Here is a 22,093-nt window from a genome sequence, read left to right on the forward strand (position 1 = left end):
ATAATTTATTAAGTAAGGAATATGAATAAAATAGAAAAGCTTATTAATGAGTTATGTCCTAATGATCTTACGTATAAAAAATTAAATGAAGTTGCAGTTGTAACAGCTGGTAATTCAGCACCACAGAAAAAACAATATTATACAAATGGAAAATATCTTTTTTGCAGCACTGCTGGTGTAGGGCAAGTTAAAAAGTCAGTAGATTTTAGTGTATAAATGACTATCTAGATCAAGAAGGTATTAAAGGTTTAAAACAATTTTAATACCAATGATTCTTATGTAGTTTCTCATTTAGCAGTATTATTTCAAATGTGAAATTTATCAATAGCAGATTTCTTTATTATGCAATTGAATGGTTTGATATGGCTACTTTAGTTCGCAAACAAGTTATCCTACAAAATAAAACAATGAAAATTGAAATTAATGATGAGTTATTTCAAAAGCTAATTAAAAGATCAAATACACTTTCATTAAGTCGCTCACAATATATTAGATTATTAATTAAACAAGATTTAGAAAAATAATCAAAAAAATCTTGTTTTTTAATTATTTAAGATAATTTATGATAAATTATATACAAGTATTAAACTGAAGTTTAAAACTTATGAAACTAACAAAAATGAATAAAAAACAATTTGATGAGATCGCTATTTTGCTAAAGTATTCATCGTGTGCTATTGAAGGTAATACTTTTACGCTAAAAGAAACAGAGTAAATATTTAAAGATGCTTTTAATGATATTAGTTCATTAAAAGATATGTGTGAAATATATGAAATTATTAATTTCAAAGAAGTAATTGAGTACATTAATAGCAAATATCAAAATTTAAAAATTAACAAAGGTACAATTTTAAAATTACATGAAATCTTAATGAATGCTTTAATTGATGGAAATGGTTATTATCGCACTAGAAACATTTATGTTTCAGGGAGTAAATATATTCCACCATTATTATCGCAATATCAATATAAAGAAATGTTAAAAGACACTATTAAACAAGATGATTTATTAACTTTGCCATTACTAATCGCCAGAGAGCAATTATTTAATGATGGTAATAAACGCACAGCAACTATGCTTATTCAAAAAGCATTATTACAAGAAAATAAATTATTTAATCTTACTTTATCAAATAATAAAGATTTTAAATTAGTTTTATTACACTATTATCAAACAAAAGATAAAGAACCATTAGAACAATTTATTAATCAAAACACAATTGATTTATCTTGTAAAACCACCAAATCACTAAAAAAGGAACATTAATTTATTGTGAGTTTAAGAACAAGTTTTTAATTAAAAATATTAAAAACACCAATATTAGTAATGAAAATCAAGAAATGGTTGAAGATGTAAAAATTAGTATGAGTATTATTAAACTATATAATACGTTATAAGTGAATGTAATGATATTCTTGATTACAAATATTTATACTATGTAATTAAGAATATTTAATGGAGCAAAAACATGGTACAACAATCCCTGCATTATCTATGGATGTTGTTAATAACCTAAATATCCCTATCCCACCTCTATCACTCCAAAATAAAATAGCTGCAATCTTAGACAATTTTTCAAGCTCTGCCAGCTAAAATAAACCTTCGGCAAAAACAATATGAATATTACCGAAATAAACTTTTAAGTTTTAATAAGGTAAGTTAAGCAAACATCCACATTATGGATGTTTGTTTTATTAATTTTAAAACTTATTAAAAGTTTCCTCTGCAACTTAAATCCTTTTTTAAATATAATACCCGGCTTCAATAATTAAAGATTTATATAAAGCTCGCAAGTTATAATCTAAATTATCATCAACAATCATTAAATATTTTTTTAAATCATGATATGATGCTCATATAGCATTTAAATATTCTACCCTCATATGTTGACCTTGACCATGTAAAGCACACATAAACCCACCCTCATAAAAATCAAAACTAACTAAGTTTCTTTGCGAATCACAAATAGCACATGCCTCAAAGTTTGGTTTAATCCCAAAATAAAATAAACTTTGAGCATAAAAAAATGTTAAAATTTTATAATTATTTTTTTTGTTTAAATATTTAAAAATTTTTAAGTATAAATCAAATAAATGATTAATTTCAAAAATATTTAAAAAGATTTTTTTAATTGCATTAAAAAAATAAATATTTTGAATTGGTTTAATATCTAATGTTTCTAATAAAACAGCTTTTTTCAACCTGCCCGTTTTATTTTTTAATCTAGCTGGAAAATATTCTAATTCAACAATGCTACCTAAAAGTAAATTAGCCCTATTTTTTGACAAAGGTTTATTTATGCCACTAGCTACTAGTTTTAAAACTCCATAGTTTGTAAAAAAACTAACTACATGATTATTATCATTAGTTATTTTAATACTTAAAACAATCGCTTTAATACTAGTTAGTGGCACAATAAAATCCCCTTAATATATTTGTTAAAAAATAATTATAATTTATAATATTAAATTATAAGCATATTTTATAAATATGTAATTTTTAAAAGATAAATTTATTAAGAGGATTTATGCACATAGACCAAGTCAAAGAATTATTTATTAATATCCTAACTTCCACTCCTGGTATCAAGGAAATTCATCCAGTACAACATACCATTAATGTAGTAGCCCGTATGGAAATAAGTGATCTAATTGTTGTATATCAATTAGATAATATTTGAAGCTTTCAAGCTTGCATTTCCATTTTAGCTGGTATTAATGCTGCTGAATTAATTTCTGAAATTCATCAGAAATTAACTTACCAATTTAAATTACAAAAACAAAAACTCAAAAATCTTACCATTACCATTAAGGGGGTAATTTATGAATAAACCCGTCTTTTTAGATGCCCAAACTTTTGCAAGGGCAATGATCAGTGGATCTAATGCCTTGCAAAATACTAAAAATAAAATTGATGCTTTAAATGTTTTTCCCGTTCCTGATGGTGACACAGGAACTAATATGGCTTCGACAATTGCAGCAATTGTTCCTAAAATGAAGTTAGTTGATCAAATGACTTCAATTTCTGAAGTAACTAAACAAATTTCACTTGCTATGGTTTACGAAGCAAGGGGGAATTCAGGAGTTATTTTAAGTCAAATCTTTAAAGGATTTGCTTTAGGCTCAGAGGGCAAAGAATTTTTAAGTTTAGCTGATTTTCTTGCAGCATTACAAGCCGCAGTAGATAGAGCTTATAAATCAGTTTTTAAACCAGTTGAAGGAACAATTTTAACAGTTATTCGTGAAACTGTTGAAGCTATTACTAAAGAATATAAAACAAAACTTGAAGATCATAGTATCAATATTCAAGAAGTCTTTGGCACAATTTTAAGATTTTGCCGTAAGGCTTGTGATGAGACCCCTAATAAACTTAAAATCTTAAGAGAAGTAGGAGTAACTGATTCAGGAGGAGAAGGTTTATACCAGATCTTTTATGGATTCAATGAAGCTTTAAATGATCGTTTTGTTGAAATATCTTCAGAAGCTGAAGATATTGAATTGTTTATTAGTGATAGTGAAGTGTACGAAGGTGAATTTGGGTATTGTACCGAAGTTTTAGTTGATTTAAATAACCCAGAGCAATTTGATAAAACATCATTAACTCCAGCTTTAGAAGTTTTAGCTTCATCATTAGTTATAGTTAATGATGAAAATATTTTAAAAGTTCATGGTCATACCAAAACCCCAGGTAATTTTTTAAACTTATTACAAACTTACGGGGAATTTATTAAAATTAAATCAGAGAATATGAGCATCCAAGCTAATAATTCTAAAGCTAATTCACAAAAACTTAAATCAGCTCAAAACCAGGAAGATCGCCAAAAATGTGGTTTAGTTTCATGTAATATTGGTCAAGGTTTAATCGATAAAATGCATGAACTAGGTGCTAATTTTGTCATTGAAGCAGGTGAAACTAAGAACCCTTCAGCACAAGAAATCATTAACGCTATTGATAGCGTTAATGCTAATACTGTCTTTGTTTTACCTAATTCATCAAATGCTATTTTAGTAGCACAGCAAGCTGCGCAAGTCGTTGATGATAAAAATGTTGTAGTTATCCCAACTAAGAGTCAAATTCAAGGCTTAAGTGCTGTTATGAATTTTAGCCCAGAATTAGACTTTGAAGATAACCAAGAAATGATGCACGATGCAATAAATGAAGTAGCTTGAGGTGAGATAACAATTGCCGTTAGAAATACCACAATTAATGGTATTAATATTGAAATAGGCAATTATCTTTCAATTTTAAATGGTAAGATAATTGCAGCTTCAAAAACCGAGAAACAAGCTTTACGTAATTTAACTACTAAAATGATTAAAGGCTCAAGTGAGATAATTAGTATTTTTTATGGCGAAGATGGTTCAGAACAAAATGCCCAAGAATTGGCTAATTACCTTGAATCTCGTTATGATATTGAAGTGCAAATAGATAATGGTAATCAACCAAATTACCATTATCTTATAGGAGTTGAATAAAAATGAAACAAATTGTCATTGATATTAATGGATTAGATCATGGCCCTCAAGCTTACTATGAAGCTTGCAGCGAGTTTTTAATAAAGCATCAAGATACTTCTATCACCTTAGTAGGTGAGATAAGTAAACTACCAATTAAAAACCAAGTTAAAAATCTTATTTTAATTGATAATTCTTATAAGGTTTTTGACCCAAAAAACATCCGTCAAAATTTAAAAGAGCCAACAAGCATGAACCAAGCAATTCAAATGCTTGTTGAAGGCAAAGCTGATGGAATAATTTCTGGTGGTGATAGTGGGATGTATATTTCAGCTTTAACCTTAAAAGCTGGCAGATTACAAGGCACCTTGCGCCCTGCCTTTATGCCAATTATTAGCGCCTTAAATGGTAAAAAAGTTCTTTTGCTAGACGTAGGAGCAAACTTAGAAGTTAAAGCTGAATATTTATACCAGTGAGCTAAATTAGCTCAAATTTTTAGCCAAAAAATGTTTAAAGTTCAAAGCCCAAAAATTACACTTTTAAACATTGGCACTGAAGAATATAAAGGCCTTGAACATACTAAAGAAGCAGCCAAACTGCTTCTAGCAGATGATTCACTAAATTATGTTGGTTTTAGTGAATCAAGAGAATTGTTAAGAGCTAATTATGATATAGCTTTAGTTGATGGCTATGGAGGAAACTTGATTCTCAAAAGCTATGAAGGAGCAATCTTATCTTTTAAAGATGCAATAAAAGAAAGCGCTTTAAAGCGTATACGAACAAAGCTAGGAGCTTTGTTATTAAAACCAACATTTAAAGAAATTATGCAAAAACTAGACTACCGTAATTCAGGAGCGGCTTGAATTCTCGGTGTAGCAAAGCCTGCTTTGAAGATTCATGGCTCAAGTGATAAATTAGCCATTTTATATGCATTAGATCAAATGCATAAGGCTTTAGATACTAATTTAATTACAGATTTACAAGGAGTACAAAATGGAAAGATATAAAAATAACTTATTACAATTTTTAAAGAAAATAGATATTAAACCTGATGATATTAGTTTATATATCCAGGCAACTACCCATAAATCATTTAGTAACCAAAATTTAAGTGATATTAATTATGAAAAACTTGAATTTTTAGGTGATTCAACTTTAGGATTTGTTGTTTCATCATATATTTTCAAAAATAACCCTAAAATTGATCAAGGAACTATGACTAGATACAGGGCTTCTATTGTTGAAACTAAAATGCTTTCAAATATTAGCCAAAAACTTGGTTTAGTTGATTTATTACGCACAGGTCCAGGTAATATGCATGTTGATGTTATTGCTTCGCCAAAAGTCCAAGCCGACATTTTAGAAGCATTAATTGGAGCAATCTATTTAGACCAAGGCATTGACCAAGCAATGTTTTTTATCAAAAAATATATTTTAGCTGAAGTTAAAGATAAAAATATTGTCAACATCACTGATTTAAAAGATCCTAAAACTAAGTTACAAGAATTATTTCAAAGTATGACAAAAGAAAATATTACTTATAAAACTGAAGAAGTCATGAACAAGCTTTTCCAAGCAAAAGCTGTTCATGAGAAAAAAGTCTTTGGAGTTGGTACAGGAAAAAGTAAGAAAGAAGCAGAATCTAATGCAGCTCAAGATGCATTAGATAAGTTTAAAGAATAAAGTAATTACTAGGAGCATAATTAAATGAAATTAATTAAACTTGAAGCCCATGGCTTTAAATCATTTGCTGATCCAATTGTTTTACGTTTTGATGGCGGAGTTGTTGGGATTGTTGGACCAAATGGTTCAGGTAAAAGCAACATTAATGATGCTATTCGCTGAGTTTTAGGTGAACAAAGCTCTAAAGAGTTACGTGGTGATTCGATGGCTGATGTTATTTTCGCTGGTTCAAAAACTAGCGAGCCAATGAATAAAGCACAAGTTACCTTAACTTTTGACAATAAAGAACGTTTAAGCTCAATTGACTCTGATACAGTTAGTATCTCCAGAGTCATTGAGCGCGATAAAGGTATTAATGAATATTTCATTAATGGGCAAAAAGCTCGCTTAAAAGAAATTAAGATTTTAGCCATGGAAACAGGAATTGGGAAAAGTTCGCTTGCGATTATTTCCCAAGGAACGGTTTCAGACATTGCCCAATCTTCTGATGAGCAAAGAAGGTTAATCTTTGAAGAAGCAGCTGGAGTTTCCAAGTATAAATTCCGTAAAACTGAATCTTTAAAAAAATTAGAACAAGCAACTCAAAATCTCAAAATCATGGAAGCAAAGCTCGCTGAAATGCAAAAAAGATTAACAGCTTTAGAAACTCAAGCTTCTAAAGCCTATAAATATAAAGAGCTAAGTAAGGAATTAAGTGATTTAGAAATTCCTTACTTAGCTCAACAAATTGAGCAAAATCAAACTATTTATCAAGAGCTTTCAAAAGAATTAGAAGGTTTTGAAGAAACAGTTAGTTCATATAATGAAGATTTAAAACTTTTAGAAAATGAAAACTTCGAAAAATCAAAACTTTTGAAAGATTTAAAAGCTGAAATTGCTAACTATTCAAACCAAAAACAAGTATTACAAACTAAAATATCATCCCTTGAAACAAGCATTACCGAAGCTTTAGCTAAACGTAAATTACTTGCTGAAGGAGCATTGCAAACTAATGCAGCAGAACAAGCTGCTGCTTTAGTTTCACAAGTTAAAAGCTTAGAATTAGAACTAGTAAGTTTTAAATCAAGTTATGATCAAACTTTTAGCTTAAAAACTGAGTTAGAACAAAAGATTAATGAGCAAACTTTGCTCATTAATGAGTTAAATTTAACTTACAAAGCTAAAGAGACTAAAAACAACGAATTAAAAGCTGAGTTAAATCACTTGAAAAACATGCAAAAATCAAAAAATAATCTTTACCAAGGGGTTAAGACCATTTTAGATAATAAAGCCTTTTTTAAAGGTTTAAAAGGCATGGTAAGTGATTTAATCAAAGTACCAAGCGAATATACATTAGCTTTTGAAACAATTTTAAAACAAGCCATGCAACATTTGGTTGTAGATAATTCGCAAACTGCAATTAAAGCCATTGATTTTTTGAAAAAAAATAATGGCGGTAGAGCTACCTTTATTCCCTTAGCTTCAATTGAAGCTAAGGAAGTTCAAGAACATTATTTATTTGCTTTACGCAACCATCAAGGTTTTGTTGAAGTAGCTAGCAATTTAGCAATTGTACAAGAGCAATTTAAAGTTTTAAATCAATTTTTACTTGGAAATATTATTGTTGCTAGAGATATTTCTTTTGCCACAGAAATTTCAAACATTGTGCAAAAGAAATATACTATTGTTTCCATGCAAGGAGATTTAGTGCGCCCTGGGGGAATTTTAGTTGGAGGATCGCAGCAAGCAAGTGAGAATTTGCTTAATTTAGACGATAAAATTACTTCATTGCAAGAATTAGTTACTGGCAATGAAGTAATTAACCAAAAACTAACTCAAAATCTAAAAGTTCATAATGATACTTTAAGAAAATATCAAAATAATTTGCAAATGCAAATTACTAATCTTAATGCTTTACAGTATCAAATTAATGAAAAACAAAAAATAATTGATAAACATAAAACTAGTTTATCAATTAATGATTTAAATAATGTTAATGATCAAAGCTATGATGCTTTAAATCAAACTCAAAGCGAGATTTTAAAACTAAAATATGAGCTAAGCCAAATTGAATATAACTTGCAAGTTTCAATGCAAGAGAATAATTCAATTGAAACAGACTTAGCAGTTAACAATAAAAAAATCAATGAATTAAATAATTTACTGAAAAAACTTTATAGTTCTTTTAGTCAAAAAAATGCTAATTTAACTTTAGCTAAAAATCAACTTGAAGCTGATACGCTTAGGTTACATGAACATTATGATATGACTTTTGAGTATGCTAAAGCTAATTTTAATAAACTTTCTTTTGCTTTTGAAGAAGCAAAAGAAACTATTGAAAACTTAAAATCTCAAATCAAAACTTTAGGTAATGTTAATTTAGATTCGATTCAAGAATTTGAAGAATTAAATGATAGGTATAAAATCGATCTAGCTAACAAAGAAGAAGTAACCCAGGCAAAGAACCTTTGCCTGGAAGCTATTAGTGAATTAGATAAAAAAATTATTCAAAGATTAACATCAATTGTTGATGATGTTAATGAACAGATGCATAATGTCTTTTCTTCATTATTTGGAGGAGGCACTGCTAAAGTGCGATTTTTAGATCCAAATAATATTTTAGAAAGTGGTATTAGCATCTATGCTCAACCACCAGGAAAAAAAGTTAAAAACCTCAAACTTTTCTCTGGTGGTGAAAAAGCGTTAATTGCTATTTCCTTGCTTTTTGCTATTTTAAGAGCAAGGCCTCTACCTTTATGTATTTTAGATGAAGTTGAAGCAGCATTAGATGAATCTAACGTGGTTAGATATGCTGAATACTTACAAGAATTAAAACATAAAACCCAGTTTTTAGTTATAACTCACCGTACTGGTACTATGACTAGGGTGGATGCTTTATTTGGGGCTACAATGCAAAAAAGAGGTGTAACCAGCTTCTTTAGTGTTGAGTTAGCAGAAGCTAAAAAATTAATTCAAGAGTAAAAGAAAAAATCAAAGCTTTAGCTTTGATTTTTTTGTTAATTAAGAGCTAACACTTCCTGATCCAGAATTTGCTTGTTGTCCTGTAGTTCCATTTTCTTGTGTTGCTACTGGTTCTGAGTATTTCTTAAAATCTAAGATATTATTCTTAATTTCTGCTCAAGTTTTTAAGTGCTCTTCAGTAATAAGATCATTAGCTCCAGTTAAAGAGTTTTTGAAAGCTTCTATTTTATCAATAATAGTTTTCTTATTAAACTCAGTAATTTCTACTTTAGATCATCTTTCAATGTCAGCTTTTAATAAAAAGCTAAGGAAATTATTTTCATCTGTAAGAGCTTGTTTTTGTTTTTCTTCTTCTTTAAAAATATTATGGGTAGGAACTTGACCTAACACAACTCTTCAAACCTTACTATCTCCATCACTTTCATCCTTAATTTCAAGTTCAACAGCTACTGGATTAGAATTTGTAGTTGAAGAGGTAGATGATACTTGTGAAGTAGTGTTAGTTTGTGCATAATATTTATTAACTTCTTTAACATTTACTTTTAGTCTTGGTGAAGTAATATCTAATTTATCTTCTTCTTGGAATGATAGTTTAAAATTCTTTATATCTCAAGAAGATAAATCATAATCTGGGATAGTAGTTGTTTGGTTAACAGTTAAAAGAACTTTATCTCCTTCTTGAGTAGTATTTTGAGAACCACCAGATACATTATTTGTTGTTGTATTAGGTTTTTTAGATGTAACTAAAACATTAGGTGTTTTATCTAATCCTCTACCTTGTCCTGCTGCACCTTGTTTTTCAGCTTTTTTATATGGATTATGCTCTGCGCTAGGACTAAAGAATTTAACTTCGACAAAACCATAATCTAAATCACCTGTTACTTTTGATTTTTTCTCTTTTGGTGCATTTGATTTAAAGTATGATTGTCATTCAGTTGAACCCATTGGAAGATTATCATTATGCGGTAAAAAATAATGATTATTATCAGTAAAACTGTTAGTTCTTGCAGTTTCACTAGTTAAAGTATTTTTTTGCGATACTCATTCAACTTTCATATATTTAGCTTTAACTGGTTTAAATTCAATGGCAAAGGCGGTGATGTTGTTTGTTACCCTAATTATATTTCTAGCTTTTGACTCTTGGAAGGTAGTTGAATTTTGATTTCCAACGGATGAATCACTAATATTAATATAACCAGAATCTTTATCAATAGCATTAGCTTGAATAAAATCAGTATCAAAGCGGTGTGTTTGATTTAATACTGGGGTTCATTGCTCTCCATCTTGAGAATAAAAAAGCTTAAATTCTTTAGGAATTGAGTGGTTAGGTTATTTACCATTTCCGAAATTTTTATTCGACCCAGATGTTCTTACATAAAGTTCTACTTTTGATCATTCTGCTTCAACTGCTTCAGTGTCGTTGGTGGTAGATTGGCTATCTGATTGTGTTGTAACTTGTGTAGCGGCAGTTGGATTAGTTTTATAAAAGACTAATTTATTATCAAGATCTAACCCAACATGTTCTCATTGTTCGATTCTATTTTGTTGATCAAGATTATTATCTGTTAAAACATTTAGATTTTTGCTTGCTTTTGCAGTCCCTTCAAAAGTGAAATTTTTACCTGATCTTTCTTTATCTACTTTAAGGTTTTGAATCATGTAAGGATTTCGATCAACATGGTTTGAACCATTAGTGCTAGTAGAATCAGCATCAATTAAAGTCATTGTAGCAATAGCTTTAATGCGTGATTGTTCATAAGTAGCATTTGAAGCACTTTGACCAGAACTTCTTTCAACTAAATGATAGGTAACAGTATTAGTGTTACTACTACTATCATTCTTACTATTACCAATAATTTTAGTAGGATTAGTAGTATCAACTTTTCACCAATCTTGTTTAGAATTATCATAAGCAGGTAAACTAGATAAAGTGGTGGCCCCTTTTTTACCAGTTACAAAATGGCGCACTATTTCTTGTTTAACATCATTTTCTTTAACTAAAGTATTTTTTGAGTATTTGGTGTTTTCTGGTCCTTCATTAAAGTATTCAGTTAACTTATTATTATTTTCACTAACATAAGTATTTCTAATCTCAGTTAATTTATCATTTAATTGAGATGTATCAGTTAAATAAGTTTGAGTACTTAATTCTTTTTCAAATTCAGTTTCTTTATCTTTTTTAAACTGTGAATCTTTATGGAAATATTTAAGTTCTGATTTTAAGGTTTCAACACCTTGTTTTAATTTAGCTACTTCTTTTTCTACATCAGAAGTTAAAATTTCTAATTCACTAACTTCATCAGCTTCAGAAGATTTTAGAGTAACTAAATTTAAGGTTCTAGTTTTAAAGCCATTACCATTAGGTAATTTAGCATTTAAAGCTTGTTGAAGTTTAGTATAAGCTTCATTAAGTTCAGTTTTTAAGGTAGTAAGTTCAGTTTTTAAAGCTTCTAAACTTGCTTGATTATTAGTTTGATTTAAAGTTCTTTCTACTTCAACTCTTTTTGGGTTTCTTGTAGGAAGTTCACCTAGTAAGGTTCTTACTTCATTTTTTAAGCTTGTAACAGCGGCAGGTTCATTAGAACTAGTATTATCTTGTCCACCACGAGTACCTGGGTCTACTTTTCCAGGTGTTGGGTTAGGAGTTGGTGTAGTTTGACCTTTAGCATTAGCTTGTTTAAGTTGTGCAATTTTAGCACTTAATTTATCTAACAAGGTTTTTTGACTTGTTAATTTAGCTTTAACTGCGTCTGATAAATTGCCATATGCACTTAAAGCTGCATTTACTCTTGCTTCATCAGTTGCAGCAATATTGCTCTCGTTTTTAGATAAAACAATAGCATGAGTTTGTTTAAAAACATTTGCATTAGCATCAACAGGGTCTACTGGTTTTTCAGGGGTTTTTTGACCACATGAAACAGCTACTAATGGAGCTAAGACACTAGTTGCACTAAGCAAGTAAAGTAATTTCTTTTTCAATAGTTTCTCCTCGAAAAATGTATTAATATTATTTTATTAAGTGCGGCTTAATTTGGGTTTATCCAAAATGCCACATTATTATTATAATATATATACATATATAACTAAACAATTTCAAAAATATTTTAAACTTTTTTAAGTCTATAGGCAAGTGATAAAAGAAATAAAAGCAAGCTTTTTGCTTGCTTTTATGAAACAACTTTTGTAATTAAGAAAAATTTAAAGAGTGAATAATGACCTATTTTATGTAAATTATACACCCCTTCAGTTGGATTAAAATTCGAATATTTAATTACTAAATTATTTAAAATAAAAATTGTTAAAATGCCAAAGAACAAAGTTAAAATTAAAAGGTCACTAACTTTTAATTTAAACACCCGATACTTTGTTCTTTTTTCATATGGATCATAGCCTCTTGTTTCCATTGAATTAGCTAGATCTTCTGCCTTTTGAAATGATGAAACAAATAGTGGAATAATCAAAGTTGTGAAAGCAATTATTTTTTCTTTAGTATTGCCATGTTTAAAATCAACTCCCCGCGAGCTTTGTGCTTTAATGATACGAAATGATTCATTAACTAAAGTTGGAATAAAGCGCAAAGCAATTGAAATAATCATAGCAATAATATGAGTTGGAATAAAAAGAAATTTTAGAGGGAATAACAAACTCTCAATTGATTTATTTAATAAAATTGGCCTAGTAGTATTAGTTAATAAACTTGTTGTTAAAACCATTACATATAATCTAATTACTAAAGCTATAATTCGGTTAATTGAATTAATTGAAACACCATATTGTATTTTAACATTAGGTCCATAAGCTTTAATGTAATAATCAAGCATCTCTTGCCCTACTACTTTTGCATTGTAAAATTCAGTTCATAAAACCTTTTTACCGTTAATTTCTAAATCTTTACTTGATGAAGTAAAAATTGGTCAAAAGTAACTGACATAATAATCGTTTTTATATACTGTTTCGTTATTAACAGTATATAAATTAACTAAGAATAAAACAACTGAAATTATTAATGGTAATTTTAAAGTCTTGATTACTGGTATAATACGCTTAGTTGAAAAAATAAAAATGCCAGTAATCAAGAAAGCAAGTAAAAATAGTTCAATAAAACTACTAGCAATAAAAATCAGTACAATCATTAAAATACTTAACAATACTTTAACACGTGGGTCTATTTTATAAATAAAACTATTACCAGGAATATAGCGACCAAAAGCACTTTGTTGCATCTTAACTAACCTCCTTTTTACCACAAATTGAATTATTTAAATAATCAGCTAATTCTTGTAAACTTTTAACCTTTGGAACATCAATTCCTTTAGCCCTTAATTGATAAATAAATTCTAAGAGTCTTGGTGGTTCTAAATAATTATCTTTTAAAAGTTTTAAATCATTTAATACATCATAAGTTACTCCATCAGCTACGACTTTTCCTTTTCTTAACATGATGGTTCTTTGGGTTCTTTCTAAAACTTTATCTAAATCATGAGTTACATTAATAATGGTTTTACCATTTGCATGTAATTTAGATAAAATGTCTAAAATTTCAACTGTCCCTTGTGGATCAAGCCCTGCAGTTGGCTCATCAAAAACTAAGAAATCCGGATTCATAGCCAAAACTCCAGCAATTGCTACCCTTCTTTTTTGCCCACCAGAAAGTTCAAAAGGACTGCGCTCTAAATATTCAAGTCCTAAACCTACTTCTAATAAACATTGTTCTGCTATTTTATATGCTTGTTCTTTAGGCATACCAAAGGCAATTGGTGCAAAAGCAATATCTTCTTTAATAGTATTTTTAAACAATTGGTATTCAGCAAATTGGAAAACAATTCCAATTTGCTTACGTAATTCCTTAAATTTAAATTTACTAGTCTTCTCACCATAAGACCAGTTAACTATTTGATTATCTTTGTTAATTTCCCACGATATTATTCCTTTGGTAGGTTTTAATAATGCATTAAAATGTTCAATTAAGGTAGTTTTACCTGAACCAGTTGATCCAATTATTCCAATATATTCCCCACTTTTAATTTCTAAACTAACATCTTCTAAAGCAACAAATTCCCATGGAGAATTTTTATTAAAAATTTGTTTTAAGTTTTGAATTTTAATTTGCATAATTTTTCAATTAACTCCTCTTTATCATAAGTTGGTTCAAGATTTTTAAGCATACTACTTAATTTATAAATAAATGGTGAATCAATTTTAGCTATCTCAATAATTTTTGGATTATTTAAAATTTCTTTTGGATTGCCTTGGGCAATTAATTGCCCTTTTGAAAAGACTAATAAGCGATCGGCTAAAATTGCTTCATCCATATCATGCGTAATCGAAATTAAAGTCTTTTCTTTATTAGCTTTAATTTCTTTAATAATATCTAAAACACTACTTTTTCCTTTAGGATCAAGCATTGAGGTTACTTCATCAAAGATAATTACATCCGGGTCTAAGGCTAAAATTGAGGCAATAGCAACTCGTTGCTTTTGTCCTCCAGAAAGATTTTCTGGTTCTCTTGCTAAATGATCAAACATATCAACTTTTTTGGCATAGTAATGAACAATATCTTGCATCTTTTCATGTGGCACATTACGGTTTTCTAAACCAAAGGCAATATCATCTTCGACTGATGAACCAATAAATTGGTTATCAGGGTTTTGAAAGATAATTCCAATTTTTTTACGAATTTGAAATAAATTTTGGCGGTTATAAACTATTCCGTCAACTGATAGACTTCCTTCTTGTGGTTTAAGTAAGGCAACAAGCACTTTGGACAAAGTACTTTTGCCACTACCATTGTGTCCTAAGATAGCAATATATTCACCTTTAGCTATTTCAAAGCTTACATTTTGTAAAGCTGGGGCTTGGGTCCCAGGTTTATAACTAAATACGATATTATCAACTTTAATCATAATTATTTTAATTATAAAATAAATAATGAAAAACAGCACAATAATTTTTGTGCTGTTATTATTTGTCCAATAATAGCAATTATTAATTGATGTTTATTCCAAGCAAGGTTCTTATAATACATATAAAAAATGAAAGATTTCAGTTTTTATATATTAAGGTTAATCTTTAAATTACTAACTAAGACAAGAGTTAAAATAAATTAAACTTAAATTCAGTTAATATATTAAAAATTATATTATTAGTAATTGCTTATTTAATTTAAAAAAACTACACAAATAAAACAAAAAGGTATTTAAAATCAAGATAACATTTAAGAAAATTATCCACTACTATAATAAAAAGAGATCGATTCAATATACTAAAAAATATAATTACTAAAAGGTAGAATATCAATGTCAAGAATTGGTAATAGTCTTGATAATTGTGAAATTGTATATTTCTTTTAATTCTTAAAAGCAAGCTTTTACCAAATTTCGAAAAACAAGCAAAAGACTTGGTTTTATTGAAGTATCACAAAAAATTAAAGAATTTATAAACTGATATAACTATAAAAAAATAAGATAAAAACCTTCCCCAACCATACCATTTGGCTATGCCAAATGGTATGGTTGGGGAAGGTAAAATAGTCTGGGAAATTTCTCAGTTTAAAACAATTATTTATACTATTTTTGTGCAGAATAATAGATTCTTATATAATTAATTAAAGATAATATTTTATATTAATATTGTAATAAATAACAAAATAAAAAAATATAGGTTTGTAATTTAGGAGTAATTAATGAATCAAGATGTAAAATTAAATGTCTTTGAGGCTTTTTCCGGTGTTGGTTCACAACATATGGCATTAAGAAATATTAATAAAAAGTTTAAAATTGTTGCAACATCAGATATTGATCCCGCTGCCACTTTGGCTTATTACTATATACATAAAAAAAATGATAATAGTTATAATATATTACCAAAACAAGAAATAATTAATTATTTATCAAAGATACTTATTAAATCTGAAAAAGATCTCAAAAAATTGAGCAATGAAAAACTTACTGAGTTATATATAGCATGTGTTAAAACAAATAATCTTGGCGATATAACTAAAATAAGTATTGAAAATATTCCAGAGCATAATTTATTTACATATTCTTTTCCTTGTCAAGATATCTCATCAATCGGGACAAAAAAAGGCTTAGATCAAAATAGCGGAACGAGAAGTTCTTTGCTTTGAGAATGTAAAAAAATCATCGAAAATAAAAAACCAAAATATTTAGTTTTAGAAAATGTAAAAAGCCTTACTACTGGCAAAAACAAGCAAAACTTTGAAACATGATTAAGATATCTAGAATCTTTGGGCTATGAAAATTATTGGAAAATCTTTGATGCTCAGCATTATGGCATTCCACAACGGCGCCCAAGGGTGATTGTTGTTTCAAAATTAGGCAAAAGTAAAATAAACTTAATCAAAGATAACCAATTTATCCATAAAAGTCTTAATGATATTATTGATGATAAAGGAAAAAAATGAACAATATTTAATCCAAAAGCTAAGGTCAAAGGAGAAGTAAAAGAAGGTGAAGTACTTTTTTTAGATGATCGAGATTGAAAAATAAATGGTGTTATGATTGATAAAGTATCTTCTACTCAAAGAGCCGGAAGATCTGGCCTTAAATTAATTAAATGTGAAAATGGTACTTTATATGAAAGAAAATTAAGTGCACTAGAATGTTGTAGATTAATGGGATATAATGATCAAGACTACCATAATATGAAACAAGGAAAGTTATCAGATAACACCATAATAAGGTTATGTGGTAACTCAATTGTTGTTAACGTATTGGAAAATATTTTTAGAAATATATATGAGGAGGAAGAAAATGATTAAAGGTTTATCATTATTTTCAAATGTTGGCATTGGTGAATTAAATTTAAAAAAAGTTGGTGTAGATATAGTTATAGCAAACGAATTAAAAAAAGATAGGGCTAAATTTTATCAACATATTTTCCCTGATTGTAAAATGATTGTAGGTGATATTTATGATAAATATAATCAAATAATTTCGCAAGCAAGAAAAGAAAATTGTAACTTTCTAATTGCAACTCCACCATGCCAAGGAATGAGTGTTGCAGGAAAAAGAGATTACAGCGACAAAAGAAACACATTAATAATACCTGTTTTAAATGCTATAAATGATTTAAATCCAGATTATGTAATAATAGAAAATGTTCCACAGTTATTAAAATTAAAAATTAAATATAACAATATTATTGATACAGTGGAAAAAACAATTGAAAGAGAATTCGGGCAAAAATATTATATAAATAAAGAAAAATTAATTAATGCTCAAGATTATGGTGTACCACAAAACAGAAAAAGAGCAGTTATTTTATTAAGCAAAATAAAACCATGAAATTTCCCTAATAAGGAGGCAAAGTTAATAACTGTTAAAGAAGCAATTGGAAATTTACCTTCAGTAGAAGCAATTGTTGAAGGAAATACAAACTTTTTTAAAGATAATAGTTTAAAAATAAAAAAATGCCAAGAAATTAACAAATGGCATGTTCCAAAAAATCATTTATATAGACACGTAGAGGCAATGATGTATACCCCTACAGGTCGTTCTGCTTTTCAAAACTTATTTTATTACCCTAAAAAACCAGATGGTACTAGAATTAAGGGATATAACACCACATACAAAAGAATGGATTGGGATAAACCTGCCCCAACAATTACAATGGCTAATGGATCTATTTCATCTCAATGCAATGTTCATCCTGGGAGATTAAAACACGATGGAACTTATAGCGATGCCAGAGTTTTAACAATTTATGAAATCATGAAATTATTTACTATAAAAGATGATTGAGATATTCCAAATTGAGCAAGTGATAACTTTATTAGAAACGTAATCGGTGAAGGAGTTCCACCTTTATTAATTGAAAAAATTGTTAAAAATATTCATGTGGAGGATAATGATGCAAAATAAAAATGTATGGCTCTTTCCCCAAAATTCATGTAATATTAATCAATTTTTTATTACTTTAAATTTGTTTAGCAAACTAAATGGAATAAAAAGAAATAATAATATTCAACAACTTTTAATGAAAGAGCACTCATTAAAAGGAACTTATAAACCATATATTAAAAAAGACCATTACGATTTATCTTCGGCCAATCATAAAATAGATGAACCAAGATTTTACGGGGCTATTTATGAAACTTCTAATAGAAAAATTCACCTTAGTTCATATGGTGAATTATTGTTAAAATACAAAGAAGATATAAAAACAAGAAATAAAGTATTTATAGGAATGCTTTTTACAATACAATTTAACAATCCATATAAAAAATTAAATGATTTTAATATATATCCAATGAGGCTTATATTTAAATTATTAACTGAACCTAGAATTGATTATAAATTAAGTAATATAGAAGTTGCACACATTTTATATTATGTAAAAAAACTATCCACACCAAAAGATTATATTAATCTTATTAAAAAAATTATAAAATTTCGAAAATTAGACAATAAAAATAAGTTACAAAAATTACTACCTAATGCATCTCAATTTATCAGAAATTATGTTAGTTGTAATTATCTTTTTAATATGCTTTGTGAACTTACAATAACCAATCAAGTTAAGGAGAAAATAAACTTTAAATTACAATCACAATTCAGAAAATTACCAACCGCAATAACGACAAAATTCTTAAAATTAGATTCAATATACGGAGCTTTCCTAAACAGGTATTTGAAAAATGAATCAATTTATGCAAATATTAAACAACCTCAAGGTTTAAGAAGTGATTGAATTAGAGATATCTATAATAGTGTTCCACCAATCTTGCTCGAAGAAATTCAGGAAAAAGATCAAATGTATAAAGAATTTTTACAAATTCCTAAATTACTGGTTGAAGCCTCTGTAGACTCCACTAAATGATTATTATTTGAAGAATATATCACAAAATCTTTTAACTTGTTTACTGATGTTAAAGCAGAAACAATATCTGGACCAGGGCAACCAGATTCATTATGTCATTATTTAAAAGAAAATATTGTATTTTGTGCCGATGGTAAATCAACAAATAAAAAACTAACTAGTATAAATGATGGACGATTAAAACAACATAGAAAACTATATAATGCTAAATATACAATTGTCATTACTCCTGGGTATGTACCAAGTGCTGTTGAAGATATAAAAGGAACTAAAACTTGCATAATTACTTCATATTGCTTTGCAGATTTAATAACTAAATATATATTTAATATATATAAAAATAAACAAGAATGTAGTTATGAAATATTTAATGATTTAATCCTTAAAAATCTTGGCACAGACTTAAGTGAAAAAATATATAAAATTATTGATGATAGATTAGGTGTTTCTATACATGAATTTAAGTAAACTCTTTAAAAAAGACACAAAAGTTATCCCATTTATGTTTACTTTTATGTCTTTTTATCTAAAAATTATTTTATTATAAAAAGTTTTAAAACAAGAAGATTTTGCTCTTATATTGCATTTGTTAAAAGAATAAACGAAGTTTTTAGACATGGAAAAAATATTCGGATAAAATCCGAATATTTTTAATATAGTGAAAAAGAGGTATTTATGAGACATTTAAAGACTAAAGAATGAGTCAAAATTTTTGACTCATAGGATAAATATTTGAGCTTAACTATAACTAAAGCAGAATTTGAAAATTACTGTTTTGATATTAGAAAAGCATACTGAAATAAAGAATCACTGAGAAATATGTTAAAGAAAAGAAAATTATATAATTTAAATATGAACATAGAATCTCAAAGTGGTAAATCACCTAAGAAAGAAAAAGAAAGTTCTTGATTATACATGAATTGATACGCTTAAAGATGATGAAAAAGATGCAGTTATAAAATACTACTATCGAATCTTTAATGAAAATAATATTGATGCAGACATTAAAGAAATCGATAATCTTTCATCAAAAAAAGAAAGCAAACATTTTTTTAATAGCAAGATCTACATATTATGAGAAATTGAAAGACAATCATAAAGCTAAAGAGTAAGGTTAAACATAAAGAAATAATTTTCCAAAGTTTTGTTTAAAATAAAAAAGGCATGAACCTAGAAAACTTGCTAAATATATTTTCCAAGAATACAACATTCACATAAATCCTAGAACCCTAGGAAATTATATGAAAAAGCTTAAATTGAAACATTTGTTAGACAAAAACGTAAAACAAAAGAGTCTAAAAATACATGTGTTAAAGTGCCTGATTTAGTAAAAAGAGATTATAATTCATGCAACGATAATATATATGCAACAGTCGTAACCTACATACCAACAACAAAAGATATTAAACAGAATCACATTTATTTATCAGCAATTATTGATCACAAAACTAAGTTTGTGACCTATGAATTATCACTTAAAAATGATAGCGAACTAGTTTTGAATAATATCAGTAATACAAAATTTAAAAATCATTTTATTTTAGATTTGACCATGGTTCAGCTTACTCATCAGTTGAATATACTAAAAAATAGAACCCCCTAGAATATAGATATCAAGAATTGGCAATATTCTTGATAATCGGGAAATTGAGTATTTCTTTTCCATTCTTAAAAGCGAGATTTTCCCAAATTTTGAACAAACATGTAAAAGATTTACTTTTATTGAAATATCAAAAAATTAAAGAATTTATAAACTGATATAACTATAAAAAAATAAGATAAAAAACCTTACCCAACCGTACCATTTGGCTTAGCTAAATGGTACGGTTGGGTAAGGTAAAACCGTCCGGAAAAAATTTCCCAGTTTAATTTGTTATAACGTTATAACTGATTAAAATGTTAAATTTTTCTGTCCATATTTATTTCAATAGCTTTAATTTAATTAAACACCAAATACTCAAAAAATACTTTAGTTAAAGAAAATGATGTTAAACAAGAAATAGTGCGCCATTTTGTAACTGGTAAAAAAGGGGCCACCACTTTATCTAGTTTACCTGCTTATGATAATTCTAAACAAGATTGGTGAAAAGTTGATACTACTAATCCTACTAAAATTACTGGTAATAGTAAGAATGATAGTAGTAGTAACACTAATACTGTTACCTATCATTTAGTTGAAAGAAGTTCTGGTCAAAGTGCTTCAAATGCTACTTATGAACAATCACGCATTAAAGCTATTGCTACAATGACTTTAATTGATGCTGATTCTACTAGCACTAATGGTTCAAACCATGTTGATCGAAATCCTTACATGATTCAAAACCTTAAAGTAGATAAAGAAAGATCAGGTAAAAATTTTGATAAAGAAAAACTTGGAACATATTTGACAGATGGTGATATAGGTGAAGCTAAGAGAATCGAACAATGAGAACATGTTGGCCTAGATCTTGATAATAAATTAGTCTTTTATAAAACTAATAATGCAACGCAATCACAAAGTGATTCTACCAACAACACAGAAGCAGTTGAAGCAGAATGATCAAAAGTAGAACTTTATTTAAGAACATCTGGGTCACAAAAGAATTTTGGATTAAATTATAATCATACAATTCCTAAACAATTTAAACTTTTTTATTCTCAAGATGGAGAACAATGAACCCCAGTATCAAATCAATCACATCAACATTACTATGACTTTGTCCAAATTAATTCATTTGATTTACCTAGTGGTTTTCTAAATATAGAAGATAATTCTATACCAAGTGGTTCAAGAACCTTTACTAATAATGATAAAGATAAATTTTTTATTCGTATTGCAAACAATGTTTCAGCTTTTGCCATTGAATTTAAACCAGTTAAAGCTAAATATATGAAAGTTGAATGAGTTAGTGCAAGAAATGAATTAACCAAAGAAAATGTTAGTCAAAATCAACATGCAAATGGTAGATATTTTAAAAATAATGATACTCTACAAGTTGGTTCAACTGAATGACAATCATACTTTAAATCAAATGCACCAGAAGAGAAAAAATCAAAAGTAACAGGTGATTTAGACCATGCATTTGTCGAAGTTAAATTCTTTAGTCCTAGCGCAGAGCATAATCCATATAAAAAATGTTTGGGTAGTTCCAAACATTTTTTCCCTAAATTATAA

At 27.9% G+C, this 22,093-nt stretch carries 20 protein-coding genes; 14 read left to right on the forward strand and 6 right to left on the reverse strand.

The window, feature by feature from the left end; all coding sequences use genetic code 4:
* Positions 1 to 21 precede the first annotated feature (21 nt).
* The 4 genes from EXC44_RS01250 to EXC44_RS01265 all read left to right on the forward strand — a co-directional run bounded on the left by EXC44_RS01250 (position 22) and on the right by EXC44_RS01265 (position 1,594).
* Positions 22 to 216 carry a restriction endonuclease subunit S domain-containing protein gene (locus EXC44_RS01250; protein ID WP_129621205.1) on the forward strand — a complete coding sequence of 65 codons (195 nt, stop codon included), beginning with the start codon at positions 22 to 24 and terminating at the stop codon, positions 214 to 216.
* A 95-nt stretch (positions 217 to 311) separates the two neighbouring features.
* A complete protein-coding gene (locus EXC44_RS01255; RefSeq protein ID WP_129621208.1) occupies positions 312 to 524 on the forward strand; it encodes a hypothetical protein in 213 nt (70 codons plus the stop codon).
* Positions 525 to 757: 233 nt separating this feature from the next.
* A complete protein-coding gene (locus tag EXC44_RS01260; protein ID WP_129621211.1) occupies positions 758 to 1,267 on the forward strand; it encodes a Fic family protein in 510 nt (169 codons plus the stop codon).
* Between the two features lie 189 nt (positions 1,268 to 1,456).
* Positions 1,457 to 1,594, forward strand: a complete 138-nt coding sequence (locus tag EXC44_RS01265; protein WP_223213747.1) for a restriction endonuclease subunit S — start codon at positions 1,457 to 1,459, stop codon at positions 1,592 to 1,594.
* Between the two features lie 149 nt (positions 1,595 to 1,743).
* Here the strand turns inward: EXC44_RS01265 and recO are convergent, their stop codons facing one another.
* Positions 1,744 to 2,415 (reverse strand): DNA repair protein RecO, encoded by a 672-nt coding sequence (gene recO, locus EXC44_RS01270; RefSeq protein WP_129621214.1) that lies wholly within the window; start codon positions 2,413 to 2,415, stop codon positions 1,744 to 1,746.
* Between the two features lie 113 nt (positions 2,416 to 2,528).
* Between recO and EXC44_RS01275 the strand changes: the two genes are divergently transcribed.
* Genes EXC44_RS01275 through EXC44_RS01295 form a run of 5 tightly spaced genes read left to right on the forward strand, consistent with a single transcriptional unit; the run spans position 2,529 to position 9,099 of the window.
* On the forward strand, positions 2,529 to 2,831 hold the full coding sequence (locus EXC44_RS01275) for a hypothetical protein (RefSeq protein WP_129621217.1): 303 nt from the start codon (positions 2,529 to 2,531) through the stop codon (positions 2,829 to 2,831).
* Positions 2,824 to 4,476: a DAK2 domain-containing protein gene (locus EXC44_RS01280; RefSeq protein ID WP_129621220.1), complete on the forward strand. Its 1,653-nt coding sequence runs from the start codon at positions 2,824 to 2,826 to the stop codon at positions 4,474 to 4,476. The genes EXC44_RS01275 and EXC44_RS01280 overlap by 8 nt, the downstream gene beginning before the upstream one ends.
* A gap of 2 nt (positions 4,477 to 4,478) precedes the next feature.
* Positions 4,479 to 5,462, forward strand: a complete 984-nt coding sequence (gene plsX / locus EXC44_RS01285) for a phosphate acyltransferase PlsX (protein WP_129621223.1) — start codon at positions 4,479 to 4,481, stop codon at positions 5,460 to 5,462.
* Positions 5,449 to 6,138, forward strand: coding sequence for a ribonuclease III (gene rnc, locus EXC44_RS01290; RefSeq protein ID WP_099309214.1), 690 nt, complete (start codon positions 5,449 to 5,451; stop codon positions 6,136 to 6,138). The genes plsX and rnc overlap by 14 nt, the downstream gene beginning before the upstream one ends.
* A 24-nt stretch (positions 6,139 to 6,162) precedes the next feature.
* Positions 6,163 to 9,099, forward strand: coding sequence for an AAA family ATPase (locus EXC44_RS01295; RefSeq protein WP_129621226.1), 2,937 nt, complete (start codon positions 6,163 to 6,165; stop codon positions 9,097 to 9,099).
* A 39-nt stretch (positions 9,100 to 9,138) separates the two neighbouring features.
* Here the strand turns inward: EXC44_RS01295 and EXC44_RS01300 are convergent, their stop codons facing one another.
* From EXC44_RS01300 to EXC44_RS01320, 5 genes are all read right to left on the reverse strand, one after another.
* Positions 9,139 to 10,155, reverse strand: coding sequence for a hypothetical protein (locus tag EXC44_RS01300; protein ID WP_129621229.1), 1,017 nt, complete (start codon positions 10,153 to 10,155; stop codon positions 9,139 to 9,141).
* Between the two features lie 273 nt (positions 10,156 to 10,428).
* Positions 10,429 to 12,078 (reverse strand): hypothetical protein, encoded by a 1,650-nt coding sequence (locus EXC44_RS01305; RefSeq protein WP_129621231.1) that lies wholly within the window; start codon positions 12,076 to 12,078, stop codon positions 10,429 to 10,431.
* Positions 12,079 to 12,266: 188 nt separating this feature from the next.
* Complete coding sequence (locus EXC44_RS01310; protein WP_099309211.1) at positions 12,267 to 13,322, reverse strand: energy-coupling factor transporter transmembrane component T family protein; 1,056 nt, start codon at positions 13,320 to 13,322, stop codon at positions 12,267 to 12,269.
* Between the two features lies 1 nt (position 13,323).
* Positions 13,324 to 14,211, reverse strand: a complete 888-nt coding sequence (locus EXC44_RS01315) for an energy-coupling factor transporter ATPase (protein ID WP_129621234.1) — start codon at positions 14,209 to 14,211, stop codon at positions 13,324 to 13,326.
* On the reverse strand, positions 14,187 to 15,002 hold the full coding sequence (locus tag EXC44_RS01320) for an energy-coupling factor transporter ATPase (protein ID WP_120160888.1): 816 nt from the start codon (positions 15,000 to 15,002) through the stop codon (positions 14,187 to 14,189). Before EXC44_RS01320 ends, EXC44_RS01315 begins: the two co-directional genes overlap by 25 nt.
* Positions 15,003 to 15,781: 779 nt before the next feature.
* Here EXC44_RS01320 and dcm point away from each other — a divergent pair.
* The 5 genes from dcm (at position 15,782) to EXC44_RS01345 (ending at position 22,093) form a co-directional block, all read left to right on the forward strand.
* Positions 15,782 to 16,879 carry a DNA (cytosine-5-)-methyltransferase gene (dcm, locus tag EXC44_RS01325; RefSeq protein WP_129621237.1) on the forward strand — a complete coding sequence of 366 codons (1,098 nt, stop codon included), beginning with the start codon at positions 15,782 to 15,784 and terminating at the stop codon, positions 16,877 to 16,879.
* On the forward strand, positions 16,872 to 17,981 hold the full coding sequence (locus EXC44_RS01330; RefSeq protein WP_129621239.1) for a DNA cytosine methyltransferase: 1,110 nt from the start codon (positions 16,872 to 16,874) through the stop codon (positions 17,979 to 17,981). Before dcm ends, EXC44_RS01330 begins: the two co-directional genes overlap by 8 nt.
* Positions 17,968 to 19,407, forward strand: a complete 1,440-nt coding sequence (locus tag EXC44_RS01335; RefSeq protein WP_165001834.1) for a hypothetical protein — start codon at positions 17,968 to 17,970, stop codon at positions 19,405 to 19,407. The genes EXC44_RS01330 and EXC44_RS01335 overlap by 14 nt, the downstream gene beginning before the upstream one ends.
* A 403-nt stretch (positions 19,408 to 19,810) precedes the next feature.
* Positions 19,811 to 20,038, forward strand: coding sequence for a hypothetical protein (locus tag EXC44_RS03985; RefSeq protein WP_223213748.1), 228 nt, complete (start codon positions 19,811 to 19,813; stop codon positions 20,036 to 20,038).
* Positions 20,039 to 20,941: 903 nt separating this feature from the next.
* A complete protein-coding gene (locus EXC44_RS01345; protein WP_129621245.1) occupies positions 20,942 to 22,093 on the forward strand; it encodes a hypothetical protein in 1,152 nt (383 codons plus the stop codon).

The organism is Mycoplasmopsis bovirhinis (assembly GCF_900660515.1).
GTDB classification, from domain to species: Bacteria; Bacillota_I; Bacilli_A; order Mycoplasmatales; family Metamycoplasmataceae; genus Mycoplasmopsis; species Mycoplasmopsis bovirhinis.